At 72.4% G+C, this 12,632-nt stretch carries 13 protein-coding genes; 11 read left to right on the top strand and 2 right to left on the bottom strand.

Annotated features, from left to right (window positions below):
• Window position 1 precedes the first annotated feature (1 nt).
• The 6 genes from pyrE to kynU all read left to right on the top strand — a co-directional run bounded on the left by pyrE (window position 2) and on the right by kynU (window position 5,638).
• Entirely contained in the window at window positions 2–553 is a 552-nt protein-coding gene (pyrE, locus tag CG723_RS28770; protein WP_100596407.1) for an orotate phosphoribosyltransferase, read from the top strand.
• Window positions 554–720: 167 nt separating this feature from the next.
• The gene (fbaA, locus tag CG723_RS28765; protein ID WP_100596406.1) at window positions 721–1,752 is read left to right on the top strand and encodes a class II fructose-bisphosphate aldolase; all 1,032 of its coding nucleotides are present in this window, start codon (window positions 721–723) and stop codon (window positions 1,750–1,752) included.
• Between the two features lie 68 nt (window positions 1,753–1,820).
• Window positions 1,821–3,023 (top strand): MalY/PatB family protein, encoded by a 1,203-nt coding sequence (locus CG723_RS28760; RefSeq protein WP_100596405.1) that lies wholly within the window; start codon window positions 1,821–1,823, stop codon window positions 3,021–3,023.
• Window positions 3,020–3,433: a DUF3151 domain-containing protein gene (locus tag CG723_RS28755; RefSeq protein WP_100596404.1), complete on the top strand. Its 414-nt coding sequence runs from the start codon at window positions 3,020–3,022 to the stop codon at window positions 3,431–3,433. The genes CG723_RS28760 and CG723_RS28755 overlap by 4 nt, the downstream gene beginning before the upstream one ends.
• Before the next feature lie 158 nt (window positions 3,434–3,591).
• On the top strand, window positions 3,592–4,431 hold the full coding sequence (locus tag CG723_RS28750; protein WP_100596403.1) for a tryptophan 2,3-dioxygenase family protein: 840 nt from the start codon (window positions 3,592–3,594) through the stop codon (window positions 4,429–4,431).
• The gene (gene kynU / locus CG723_RS28745) at window positions 4,424–5,638 is read left to right on the top strand and encodes a kynureninase (RefSeq protein ID WP_100596402.1); all 1,215 of its coding nucleotides are present in this window, start codon (window positions 4,424–4,426) and stop codon (window positions 5,636–5,638) included. Before CG723_RS28750 ends, kynU begins: the two co-directional genes overlap by 8 nt.
• A 7-nt stretch (window positions 5,639–5,645) precedes the next feature.
• Here the strand turns inward: kynU and CG723_RS28740 are convergent, their stop codons facing one another.
• A complete protein-coding gene (locus tag CG723_RS28740; protein ID WP_100596401.1) occupies window positions 5,646–6,296 on the bottom strand; it encodes a TetR/AcrR family transcriptional regulator in 651 nt (216 codons plus the stop codon).
• A 121-nt stretch (window positions 6,297–6,417) separates the two neighbouring features.
• Between CG723_RS28740 and CG723_RS28735 the strand changes: the two genes are divergently transcribed.
• From CG723_RS28735 to CG723_RS28725, 3 genes are all read left to right on the top strand, one after another.
• Window positions 6,418–7,290, top strand: coding sequence for an alpha/beta hydrolase (locus tag CG723_RS28735; protein ID WP_100596400.1), 873 nt, complete (start codon window positions 6,418–6,420; stop codon window positions 7,288–7,290).
• 104 nt (window positions 7,291–7,394) lie between these two features.
• Complete coding sequence (locus tag CG723_RS28730) at window positions 7,395–8,762, top strand: sensor histidine kinase (protein ID WP_442802596.1); 1,368 nt, start codon at window positions 7,395–7,397, stop codon at window positions 8,760–8,762.
• Window positions 8,759–9,427, top strand: coding sequence for a response regulator transcription factor (locus CG723_RS28725; RefSeq protein WP_100596399.1), 669 nt, complete (start codon window positions 8,759–8,761; stop codon window positions 9,425–9,427). The genes CG723_RS28730 and CG723_RS28725 overlap by 4 nt, the downstream gene beginning before the upstream one ends.
• Window positions 9,428–9,451: 24 nt before the next feature.
• Here CG723_RS28725 and CG723_RS28720 read toward each other — a convergent pair whose 3' ends face one another.
• On the bottom strand, window positions 9,452–9,979 hold the full coding sequence (locus CG723_RS28720) for a GbsR/MarR family transcriptional regulator (protein ID WP_100596398.1): 528 nt from the start codon (window positions 9,977–9,979) through the stop codon (window positions 9,452–9,454).
• Between the two features lie 92 nt (window positions 9,980–10,071).
• On the opposite strand from CG723_RS28720, the gene CG723_RS28715 reads away from it, so the two are divergent.
• A complete protein-coding gene (locus CG723_RS28715) occupies window positions 10,072–11,013 on the top strand; it encodes an ABC transporter ATP-binding protein (protein WP_100596397.1) in 942 nt (313 codons plus the stop codon).
• Window positions 11,010–12,626 carry an ABC transporter permease gene (locus CG723_RS28710; protein ID WP_100596396.1) on the top strand — a complete coding sequence of 539 codons (1,617 nt, stop codon included), beginning with the start codon at window positions 11,010–11,012 and terminating at the stop codon, window positions 12,624–12,626. Before CG723_RS28715 ends, CG723_RS28710 begins: the two co-directional genes overlap by 4 nt.
• Window positions 12,627–12,632: the final 6 nt, after the last annotated feature.

Raw genomic sequence — 12,632 nt, 5'->3', positions numbered from 1 at the left:
CATGACGAACGACGTGCGCGACGCGCTTCTCCAGCAGATCAAGGACAAGGCCGTGGTGCACGGCAAGGTGACGCTCTCCTCCGGTCTGGAGGCGGACTACTACATCGACCTGCGCCGCATCACCCTCGACGGCGAGGCCGCCCCGCTGGTGGGCCAGGTGCTCCTCGACCTGACCGCCGACCTCGACTTCGACGCCGTGGGCGGCCTGACGATGGGCGCCGACCCCGTCGCCGGCGCCATGCTGCATGCGGCCGCCGCCCGGGGCGAGCGCCTCGACGCCTTCGTGGTCCGCAAGGCCGCCAAGGCGCACGGCATGCAGCGCCGCGTCGAGGGCCCGGACATCAGCGGCCGCCGCGTGCTCGTCGTCGAGGACACGTCCACCACCGGCGGCTCCCCGCTCGCCGCCGTCGAGGCCGTGCGCGAGGCCGGTGCCGAGGTCGTCGGCGTCGCCACGATCGTGGACCGCGCCACCGGTGCCGCCGAGAAGATCACCGAGGGCGCCGGGGTGCCCTACCTGTTCGCGTACGGCAAGGACGAACTGGGCCTCGACTGAGGCCGGTCGACAACGGGCCGGACCCAGTACGCGACCAGTACTGGAGCTGTCCGGCAAGTCTGGAAAGATGGGGGCGACGATGACGTCGCCATCCGGGGCCGATCCAGACGAGAGGCCCCAGGTCAGGGTCTGACAGCACACACCCGCACATCCCAAGGAGCGGACACATGCCCATCGCAACTCCCGAGGTCTACGCCGAGATGCTGGACCGGGCGAAGGCCGGCAAGTTCGCCTACCCGGCCATCAACGTGACCTCCTCGCAGACCCTGAACGCTGCGCTGCGCGGCTTCGCGGAGGCCGAGAGCGACGGCATCATCCAGATCTCCACCGGTGGTGCGGAGTTCCTGGGCGGCCAGTACAACAAGGACATGGTGACGGGCGCCGTGGCCCTCGCCGAGTACGCGCACATCATCGCCGAGAAGTACGACGTCACCGTCGCGCTGCACACCGACCACTGCCCCAAGGGCAAGCTGGACGGCTATGTGCGCCCGCTGCTCGACATCTCCGCCGAGCGCGTCAAGGCCGGCCGCAACCCGCTGTTCCAGTCCCACATGTGGGACGGCTCCGCGGAGACCCTCGCCGACAACCTGGCCATCGGCCAGGAGCTGCTCGCGAAGGCCGCCGCCGCGAAGATCATCCTCGAGGTCGAGATCACCCCGACCGGTGGCGAGGAGGACGGCGTCAGCCACGAGATCAACGACGAGCTGTACACGACCGTCGACGACGCGATCCGCACCGCCGAGGCCCTGGGCCTGGGCGAGAAGGGCCGCTACCTGCTCGCCGCGTCCTTCGGCAACGTGCACGGCGTGTACAAGCCGGGCAACGTCGTCCTGCGTCCGGAGCTCCTCAAGGACCTCCAGGAGGGCGTCGGCGCCAAGTACGGCAAGACGGCCGGGTCGCAGCCGTTCGACTTCGTCTTCCACGGCGGCTCCGGCTCCACCGAGCAGGAGATCGCGACGGCGCTGGAGAACGGCGTCGTGAAGATGAACCTCGACACCGACACCCAGTACGCCTTCACGCGTCCGGTCGCGGACCACATGTTCCGCCACTACGACGGCGTCCTGAAGGTCGACGGCGAGGTCGGCGTGAAGTCGCAGTACGACCCGCGCACCTGGGGCAAGTCCGCCGAGGCGGGCATGGCCAAGCGCGTCTCCGAGGCCTGCGCGAACCTGCGCTCCACGGGCACGAAGCTCAAGTAGTACGAGGCTGGTCACCGGGGCCCGGCATCCCTCCTGGGGTGCCGGGCCTCCGGCGTACCCCGAGGGAGATGACTGTGCGCTACGACTTCGACACCCCGGTCGACCGGCGCGGCACGTGGTGCGTCCAGTGGGACGGGGTCGCGGACCGGTTCGCGTTGCCCGATCTGCTGCCGTTCACCATTTCCGACATGGACTTCGCCTGCGCGCCCGAGGTCCTCGCGGCGCTCGGGGCCCGGCTCGCGCACGGCGTGTTCGGGTACACGGACTGGCGGCACGACGACTTCCGCGGCGCCGTGCGCGACTGGTTCGCGACCCGGTACGGCACCGAGGTCGACGTGGACGGGCTCGTGTACGCCCCGTCCGTGCTCAACCAGATAGCCCAGCTCCTGCGCATGTGGACGCGGCCCGGCGACGGCGTCGTCCTGCACACCCCCACGTACGACGGCTTCCGCAAGGCGGTCACCGGGCTCGGCCGCAAGATGCGCACCGCCGGTGTCGACGACTGGGCGGGTCTGGAGCGGGAGCTGGCGCGGCCCGACAGCCGGGTCCTGATCCTGTGCTCGCCGCACAACCCCACGGGCAAGGTGTGGACGGACGCCGAGCTGACCCGGATCGCGGACCTCGCCCGGCGCCACTCGGTCGCCGTCATCAGCGACGAGATCCACGCCGACCTCACGCACACCGGCCACGTCCACCGCCCGTGGACGCCGTACGGCGAGGGCCTGCGCTGGGCGCTCGTCACCTCCGCCACCAAGGCCTTCAACTTCCCTGCCCTGAGCGGGAGTTACGGCTTCGTCGGCGATCCGGAGGACCACGCCGAGTTCGTGCGGCGCATGGACACCGCGGAGGGCCTCGCCTCGCCGGCCGTCCTGTCGCTGACCGCGCACATCGCCGCGTACCGCGAGGGCGGGGCGTGGCTGGACGGCGTACGGGAGTACACGCACGGGAACCTGGCGATGCTCGCGGAGCGGCTGGACGCCGCGTTCCCCGGGCTCGGGTGGCGGCCGCCGCAGGCCGGCTATCTCGCCTGGATCGATCTGCGTCCCCTCGGCGTCGACGACGACGCGCTCCAGCGGGAGCTCGTCGAGCGGGAGCGCGTGGCGATCATGCCGGGCACCACCTACGGGGCGCCCGGATTCGTCCGCCTGAACGTCGGCTGCCCGCGCGCCAAGGCCGAGGCGGGCGCGGACGCCCTGGTGCGGGCGCTGGGCAGGCTCGCGATCACCGGCATGGAACACACCGCCGGTCATGGCGCAGACTGGAACCCATGAGCCTTCACGAGAACCTTCTCGGGGGACCGCCCCCGACCGAGCTGCCCGACGACCCGGAGCCGCGCGAGCTGCTCGCGAGCGGCACGGCGCCCGCCGATGTCGCCGCGAAGTATCCGACCTCCTCCCTCGCCTGGGCGCGTCTCGCCGACGAGGCGTACGAGCGCGGCAGCGTCGTCGAGTCGTACGCGTACGCCCGCACCGGCTACCACCGCGGCCTGGACTCCCTGCGCCGCGCGGGCTGGAAGGGCCACGGCCCGGTGCCGTGGGAGCACGAGCCGAACCGCGGCTTCCTGCGTGCCCTGCACGCCCTCGCGCGCGCCGCGCAGTCCATCGGCGAGCAGGCGGAGTACGAGCGCTGTGCGCAGTTCCTCAAGGACTCCTCGCCCGCCGCGGCCCAGACCCTGGGCTAGGTTTCCGCACTTCCTCCAGGCCCGCCCGTGACGATGTGACCGGGCGGGCCTTGCCGTTTCGGGGGACGATTGCGGAGGATGCCGGTGGGGACCGGGGCCCCCGTGCCGGAATTCGGCAGGGGCGGACCGCTACCCGGAGTACGTTCAAGGAGACAGCGATGTCCCACGAGGCTCACGAGTCGAACGAGCCAGAGACGCCGTATCTCGACTTTGCGGGAACCACCCCTTACGAGGACTACGTCCAGGCCGACGTCCTCACCCACCTCCAGCACACCCGCTCCGACGACCCCGGAGAGATGGTCTTCCTGGTCACGACCCAGGTGATGGAGCTGTGGTTCACGGTCATCGTCCACGAGTGGGAGACCGCGTCGCGGGCCCTGCGCGGCGACGACGTGCCGACCGCGGTGGCCGCCCTGAAGCGCTCCGTGCGCGAGCTGGACGCGCTGAACGCGTCGTGGCGCCCGCTCGGCCAGCTGACCCCCGCGCAGTTCAACTCCTACCGGGCCGCCCTCGGCGAGGGCTCCGGCTTCCAGTCGGCGATGTACCGGCGCATGGAGTTCCTGCTCGGCGAGAAGTCCGCCTCCATGCTCGTCCCGCACCGGGGCGCGCCGCGCGTGTACGCGGAGCTGGAGAAGGCCCTGGAGGAGCCGAGCCTGTACGACGAGGTGCTGCGGCTGCTGGCCCGCCGCGGCCACGCCGTCCCCGAGGCCGTGCTCAAGCGGGACGTGGCGCAGAAGTACGAGCCGTCCCCCGAGGTCGAGGCCGTGTGGACCGCGCTGTACGCCGGTGACGAGGGCGACGAGCTCGCCCGCCTCGGCGAGGCCCTCACCGACGTCGCCGAGCTGGTGTGGCGATGGCGCAACGACCATCTGGTGGCGACCCGCAGGGCGATGGGCGCCAAGACGGGCACGGGCGGCTCCGCGGGCGTGGCCTGGCTGGAGAAGCGCGCGCAGAAGAACGTGTTCCCCGAGCTGTGGACAGCGAGGTCCCATGTCTGACGTCACTGCGCTTGCCGGTAAGGCGCTGGAGCTGGACGCCGCCGACGAGCTGGGCAAGCTGCGCGAGCGTTTCGTCCTGGACGACACCGGCGACAGCGTGTACCTCGACGGCAACTCGCTCGGCGCGCTCCCCGCGCAGGTGCCGGGGCGCGTCGAGGACGTCGTGCGCCGGCAGTGGGGGGAGCTGCGCATCCGTTCCTGGACCGAGTCGGGCTGGTGGACGGCGCCGGAGCGGATCGGCGACCGGATCGCGCCCCTCGTCGGCGCCGCCGAGGGACAGATCGTCGTCGGCGACTCGACCAGCGTCAATGTGTTCAAGGCGCTGGTGGGCGCGGTGCGCCTGGCCGGTGAGGGGCGCGACGAGATCCTCGTCGACGCGACGACGTTCCCGACGGACGGGTACATCGCCGAGTCCGCCGCCCGGATGACGGGCTGCACGCTGCGTCCGCTGACCCCGGCGGAGGTCCCGGGCGCGCTCGGCGACCGTACGGCCGCGGTGCTCCTCAACCACGTCGACTACCGCACGGGCCGCCTGCACGACCTGCCCGCGCTGACCGCCGCGGTGCGCGCGGCGGGCGCCGTGTCCGTCTGGGACCTGTGCCACAGCGCGGGCGCGCTGCCGGTCGGGCTCGACCGGCACGGGGTCGACCTCGCGGTCGGCTGCACGTACAAGTACCTGAACGGCGGCCCGGGTTCACCCGCGTACCTGTATGTGCGCAGTGATCTGCAGAGCCGCTTCGACTCACCGCTGCCGGGGTGGAACTCGCACACCGAGCCGTTCGGGATGCGGCCCTCGTACGAGGCCGGGGACGGGGCGGTGCGAGGCAGGGTCGGCACTCCCGACATCCTGTCCATGCTCGCCCTGGAGGCGGCGCTCGACGTGTGGGACGGGGTGTCGGTGGACGCGGTGCGCGCCAAGTCGCTCGCGCTGACCGACTTCTTCCTGGAGTGCGTCGAGGCGTACGTGCCCGCGGGGCGGGTCGAGTCGGTGACGCCGGCGGCGCACGCCGAGCGCGGCAGCCAGGTGGCGCTGCGTGCCGACGACGCCGGGGCCGTCATGGAGCGGCTGATCGCGGTGGGTGTGGTCGGTGACTTCCGCGCGCCCGACGTGCTCCGGTTCGGCTTCACCCCGCTGTATCTCGGGTTCGCCGAGGTGGAGCGGGCCGCGCGGGTCCTCGCGGATCAGCTGGCGGCCGCGGCGGCGTAGAGGCGCCTCAGGCGGTGTAGACGCCCGCTTCCGCCGCCGCGACGGCGGCGTCGGCGGCCTGGTCCGCGTCGGCTTCGGTCGGCGCGGATCCGGCCGTCAGGAGCTGGTAGTACAGGGGCGCGGACACGGCCCGCACGACGGCCGCCGCGTCCGTGCCGGCCCTCAACTCGCCGCGCCGCACGGCCTGTTCCACGCACGGAGCCCACTCGGCGACCCGTACCTCGTAGAAGCGGCGCAGCGCCGCCGACGTCTTTTCGTCGCAGGCCGCGGCGGCGATGACGGCCCGGAACAGGGCGCCCTGGCGGGGGTCGGCCAACGCGCGCCGCACCAGGCGGGCGTTGGCCCGCAGGTCGCCGCGCAGGGCCCCGGTGTCGGTGCGCGGCAGCGACTGCTCGGCCATGTCGGCGAGCAGATCGGCGACGAGCCCCGTGACCGAGCCCCAGCGCCGGTACACCGTCGTCTTGCCGACCTCCGCGCGCCGGGCGACGTCCGCCAGGTCGAGATGGGCGAAGCCCTGTTCGGCAAGCACGTCACCGGCGGCGTCGAGGACGGCGGCGCGCACCCGCGCCGTGCGCCCGCCGGGACGGACGGTGCCGGGCTCCGCCTGCACGGTGGCGGGGTCCGAAGGGGCGGTCCCGGGCTCTGCTTGTTCGGGCATACGGTCAGGGTAACGGCACAGGGGAACCGTTTATCCGGTTACGGTGTGTGTCCGCCCACGTCACCGGCCTGGTAGCGTCCGCATACTTTCCAATTCCGCCGTGACGCTGAGAGGTTGGAGCATGCCGGACGATGCCGCCGCCCGCGACGAGGCCGAAGAGGCATCGGCCTTCTCGCACCCCGTGGTCCCGCCAGACGTCACCGCCGCGTACGGGGATCACCCGGACCAGGTCGTCGACCTCTACGCGCCCCGCGACGGCGCGGAATCCGCGCCCCTGGTGGTGCTCCTGCACGGCGGCGCGTGGCGCGCGCCCTACGACCGGCAGCACCTCACGCCGTTCGCCGACTTCCTCGCGCGGCGCGGCTTCGCGGTCGCCAACGTCGAGTACCGGCGCGGCAGTTCACTGCCCCAGCAGGGCGGTACCGCTCCGGTGGCGGGGCGCTGGCCGGAGACGTTCGACGACATCGCCGCCGCTCTCGACGCACTCCCCGGCCTCGTACGGGAAGTGCTGCCGCAGGGTGACCCGCGGCGCACCGTCGTGGTGGGGCACTCGGCCGGCGGGCAGCTCGCTCTGTGGGCCGCCGCGCGGCATCTGCTGCCCGAGGACGCGCCCTGGCGCACCGCCGCCCCCGCACCGCTGCGCGGCGTCGTCGCGCTCGCCCCGATCGCCGACTTCGTGACGGCTCGCGACCTCGACGTCTGCTCCGGCGCACCCGCCCAATTCCTGGGCGGCAAGGCCGTGTTCGAGGAGCGCCTGCCGTACGCCGACCCGGCCGCGCTGCTTCCCACGGGCATCGCGACGACGCTGGTGCAGGGACGGGCGGACACGACGGTGCCGTACGCGGTCGCGGAGGCCTACGCGGACGCGGCGGCGAAGGCGGGCGAGGTCGTGGGGCTCACGCTCCTGGAGGACGTCGGCCACTTCCCGCTGATCGACCCCGCCGCGGACGCGTGCGCCGTGGTGGCTGAGGAGATCGCCCAGCTGGCGTGGTGACGGCGCCCGGCCCTGGCGGGAGCGTGTAGTACCTGCGACGGAGGGCCCAGGACCCTCCTCCCGTGGGACGCCTTCGGGGCGGGCCGCCGCTTACGGTGCTGTACGTGACCGAAACCCAGACCCAGACGATGCCGACGGGGGCCAAGAGCCGCAGCCCCGAGTACCGTCTCGCCGCCGGCGCGCTGAGCGGCCTGCGGCAGGACCTGTTCAAGGATCCCTTCGCCTACCGCCCGCTGCCGCCGTGCTCCCCGGACGGCCCGCTGATCGGGCGGCTGCCGGAGCGGCTGCGCCGCTACGCGGTGTGGACTCCGCACGCCGTGGTCCTGGGCGCCGCCCTGTTCACGCTGCTGATCGCATTCGCCGTCGGCGACGCGATGGGCGGCGACGTGATCCACGCGCTGTCCGGGTTCATCCCGGCACTCGCCGTGGCGATGACGCTGATCAGGCCGGTCGGGGCATGGTGGATATCCCTCGTGTCGACGCCGTTCGTCGCGATCATGGGAGGGGACGGATTCGGCGCTCCGTGGGCGCCCGCCGGGTTCTTCGCGCACCTCGTCGTGATGACGGTGGTCGCGGCCAGGACCCGGCCCCGCACGGCGGCCTGGATGTGGGCGGGCACGGCCGCCTTCGGCTTCTTCGCGTCGGTCTTCTGGTACAGCATGGACCCGGACACCGCGCCGATGCTCTTCGTCTCCGCGCTCGCCCTCCTCGTCACCACGTCGGTGCACGTCAGGCGCGAGGCGAAGGTGGAGATGACCGCGCAGCGCCAGGTCACGGCGGTGGAGCGGGACAAGCGCACGCTCCTGGAGGAGCGCACGAACATCGCCCGCGAACTGCACGACGTCGTCGCGCACCACATGTCGGTCGTCGCGATCCAGGCGGAGGCCGCGCCCTACCGTGTGGAGAACCCGCCCCCGGAGCTGGAGCAGGCGTTCGTCACGATCCGCGAGAACGCGGTGGCGGCGCTCACCGAGCTGCGCCGGGTCCTGGGCGTCGTACGGGCCGAGGACTATGAGGCGCCCGACGCCCCGCAGCCCACGCTCGCGGACCTCGGCCGGCTCCTGGAGAACGTCGGGGAGGCCGGGCTCCGGGTCGGGCAGACGGTCACCGGCGCGGTCCGTGACCTGCCGCAGGGCGTCGAGCTGTCGGCGTACCGCATCGTGCAGGAGGCGCTGAGCAACGCGCTGCGGCACGCGCCCGGCGCCGAGGCGCGCGTCGAGGTGTCGTACGTCCTCGGGGGGCTCGGCCTGCGCATCGTGAACGGCCCGCCGACGGGGCTGGTCAAGCCGTCGCCGGGCGCGGGCCACGGGATCACCGGCATGCGGGAGCGCATCGCGATGCTGAGCGGCGAGATGACGGCCGGCCCGACGGCGGACGGCGGCTACGAGGTGGCGGCGTTCGTGCCGGTGGCGACACCGGAGCCCGCGCCACAGCCGACGACGGCGACGGACCAGTCGGGAGACCCCGCATGACCATCCGCGTACTGATCGCCGACGACCAGATGATGGTCCGCGAGGGTTTCTCGGTGCTGCTCAACGCGATGCCCGACATCGAGGTCGTCGGCGAGGCGGTCAACGGCCGTGAGGCCGTCGCCCGGGTCCGTGAACTCTCCCCGGACGTCGTCCTCATGGACATCCGCATGCCGGAGCTGAACGGCATCGAGGCCACCCGCGAGATCGCCGCCATGGACCGCGGCGCGAAGGTGCTCGTCCTGACCACCTTCGACCTCGACGAGTACGTCTACCAGGCGCTGCGCGCGGGCGCCTCCGGCTTCCTCCTCAAGGACGCCTCGGCCCGCCAACTGGCCGACGGCGTAAGGGTGGTGGCCGAGGGCGAGGCCCTACTCGCCCCCTCGGTCACCCGCCGCCTGATCACGGAGTTCTCCAAGCTCTCCGAGATCCCGAAGCTGCCGGCGGTGGCGAACCCGGGGGCGTTCGGCGAGCTGACGGAGCGCGAGACGGAGGTGCTGGTCCTGATCGCCCAGGGCCTGTCGAACGCGGAGATCGCCGAACGGCTCGTCGTCGCCGAATCGACCATCAAGACCCATGTCAGCCGCGTCCTCGTGAAGCTGGGCCTGCGGGACCGCACCCAGGCGGCGGTCTTCGCGTACGAGGCGCGGCTGGTCAGGCCCGCGTAAGCAGTCGGCGTACAGAGGGGATCATCAGCTCCGGGGGCCGAGGTCGAGCGTCTCGCGGTGTGCGTGCCACCGCTTCATCAGGCCCTTCAGCTCGCCGTCCAGGAACTCCATGAACGCCGCCGTCTCGGCGATGCGCAGGCCCGCGGGGCTGTCCGGGCCCAGTGATTCCACCCCGTCGCGCAGGACCCTCTCCCAGCGCGCGAGGAGCTGGTCGCGGCGGGTGAACGTCTCGAACCACAGGTCGTTGTGGAGCCGGTAGCGGTCGCGGCGCGAGCCGGGCTCCCGCTCGCGGCCGACCATGCCCGCCTGCGTCAGATAGCGCACGGCCCCGGACACCGCCGCCGGGCTGATCTGCAGTCGTTCGGAGAGCTCGGCGGAGGTCAGCGCGCTCTCGTCGGAGGCGAGCAGCGAGGCGAAGACGCGGGCGGCCATCCGCTGCATCCCGGCCTCGGTCATCTCCGCGGCGAACCGCTCCACGAAGCGTGACACCGCCGCCTCGACGCCGTCCTGGTCCGCCCCGCTGGCGCCGTCGCCGTCCTTCGTCGCGCTCATGTCCCGATCATCTCCCCTGGGTGACGTGCAGCCTCAAGTTTATACGCTTCCTTAACTTCACAAGTTTGTGAAAGTAGCGTACGTTCTGAAACATGACGAAGGCAATGACCGTCTCCGGACTGCACAAGTCGTTCGGCAAGACGCATGCTCTGGACGGCCTCGATCTGGACGTCGAGGCCGGCGAGGTGCACGGCTTCCTCGGCCCCAACGGCGCCGGGAAGTCCACCACCATCCGCGTCCTGCTCGGCCTGCTGCGCGCCGACTCCGGCGCGGTGCAGCTGCTCGGCGGCGACCCCTGGGCCGATGCCGTCGCCCTGCACCGCAAGGTCGCGTACGTGCCGGGCGACGTCACGCTGTGGCGCAACCTCAGCGGCGGCGAGGTGATCGACCTCTACGGGCGGCTGCATGGCGGGCGACGGGCGGGCGGCCTCGACAAGGCGCGCCGGGCGGACCTGATCGAGCGGTTCGAGCTCGACCCGACCAAGAAGGGCCGCACCTACTCCAAGGGCAACCGGCAGAAGGTCGCCCTGGTCGCCGCGTTCGCGTCCGACGTCGACGTCCTCATCCTCGACGAGCCGACCTCCGGCCTCGACCCGCTGATGGAGGAGGTCTTCCAGGAGTGCGTCAAGGAGTCCGCCCGCGAGCGGGGCCGGACCGTGCTGCTGTCGTCGCACATCCTCAGCGAGGTCGAGTCGCTCTGCGACCGGATCAGCATCATCCGCAAGGGCCGTACGGTCGAGACCGGCTCGCTCAGCGAGCTGCGGCACCTGACCCGCACCAGCGTCACCGCCGAACTGGCCTCCGCGCCCAACGGACTCGCCCAGCTCCCCGGCGTGCACGACCTGGACGTCCAGGGCCTGCGCGTCAAGCTCCAGGTCGACAGCGACAAGCTCGACGCGGTGCTCCGCTCGCTCACCGGCTCCGGCGTACGGTCGCTCGCCAGCACCCCGCCCACGCTGGAGGAGCTGTTCCTGCGGCATTACCAGGACGATGGTGCAGACGGCGCCGCAGTCGAAGGGGCGATGTCGCGATGACCGCCGCCGTGGCCGACACGCGATTCGTCCCCCGCGCCGCCGGAGCGCGCCAACTCGCAGGCACAGGAACCCTGGTGAGGCTCGCGCTGCGCCGCGACCGCGTCATGATCCCCGTCTGGGTGGCCGTCATCCTCATGATGGTCCTGTCGATGCCGGGCTCGCTGAAGAGCGTGTACAGCACCGCCGCCGAGCGCGCCGACATCGCGCAGTCGATGGTCACGAACAGCTCGATGCGCGCTCTGTACGGTCCGGTGTTCGCCGACTCGATCGGCGGACTCACCGCGTGGCGCATCGGCGTCTACGGCGGGCTGTTCGCCGCCATCATGAGCCTGCTCATCGTCGTACGGCACACCCGTGACGAGGAGGAGAGCGGGCGGCAGGAGCTGGTGTCGTCGGCGATGGTGGGGCGGCGCGCCCCGCTGACCGCTGCCCTGCTCGCGGCGCTCGTGGCCAACGCGGCCACCGCGCTGCTGGTCGCGGGCGGCCTCGCCTCCCAAGGAGGCGGCGGGGCCATGGCGTTGGGGCTCGCGATCGCGGCGACCGGCATGGTGTTCGCCACGATGGCGGCGATCGTCGCGCAGCTCACGGAGAGCGCGCGCCTCGCCAAGGGCCTCACGTCGGCGGTGCTCGGCCTGGCGTTCGTGCTGCGCGCGGCCGGGGACTCGGGGACGGCGGAGGGTTCGTCGGCACTGACCTGGCTGTCGCCGCTCGGGTGGCTGGAGAACACGCGGGCGTTCGCGGACGAGCGCTGGTGGGTGCTGCTCCTGTTCGTGGCGGGCGTCGCCGCGCAGGGTGTGGTCGCGTACGGGCTCGCGGGGCGGCGCGACATCGGGATGAGCTTCCTGCCGAGCCGTCCCGGCCCCGCCGAGGGCCGGCTCGGCACGGCGGGCGCGCTCGCCTGGCGACTCCAGCGCGGCACCGTGTTCGGGTGGAGCGCCGGGTTCCTCGTCGCCGGCATCGCGTTCGGCGGGATGACGCAGGGCGCGACCGATCTCGTCGGCGACAACCAGAAGACGCGCGACATCATCGAGCGGATGGGCGGCCAGTCCGGTGTCACGGACGCGTTCCTCGCCACGATGGTCGGCATGCTCGGCATGGTCGCCGCGCTCTACATCGTGTCGTCGGTCCTCCGCCTCAGCGGCGAGGAGACCTCGCAGCGCGCCGAGCCGCTCCTCGCGGCGGCGGTCGGCCGGCTGCGGTGGGCGGCGGGCCATCTGGTCATCGCGTTCGGCGGGGCCGCGCTGATCATGGTGGTCGGCGGCCTCGGCCTCGGGATCGGCTACGGGAAGAGCTTCGGCCCCGTCCTGGGCGCCTGCCTCACGCAGCTCGCCGCGATCTGGGTCATCGGGGGCCTCGCGGTGCTGCTGTTCGGGGTGTTCCCGAGGGCGGCGGTGGCGGCCTGGGCCGTCGCGGGCATCGCGCTCCTGATCGGCTGGATCGGTCCGGCGTTCGACCTCCCGCAGTCGGTCATGAACCTCTCCCCGTTCGGCCATCTGCCGAAGCTGCCGGGCGGCGACATGGCCTGGACCCCGGTCCTGACCCTCACGCCGATCGCGGTGGTCTTCGTCGCGGCGGGCCTGACGGGCCTGCGCCGCCGGGACCTGTCGAACTGACCGGCC

The organism is Streptomyces sp. CB01635, from assembly GCF_002803065.1.
GTDB lineage: Bacteria > Actinomycetota > Actinomycetes > Streptomycetales > Streptomycetaceae > Streptomyces.
The sequence above is the reverse complement of the archived record's forward strand: the minus strand, read 5'-3'. Positions and strand labels throughout refer to the sequence as shown.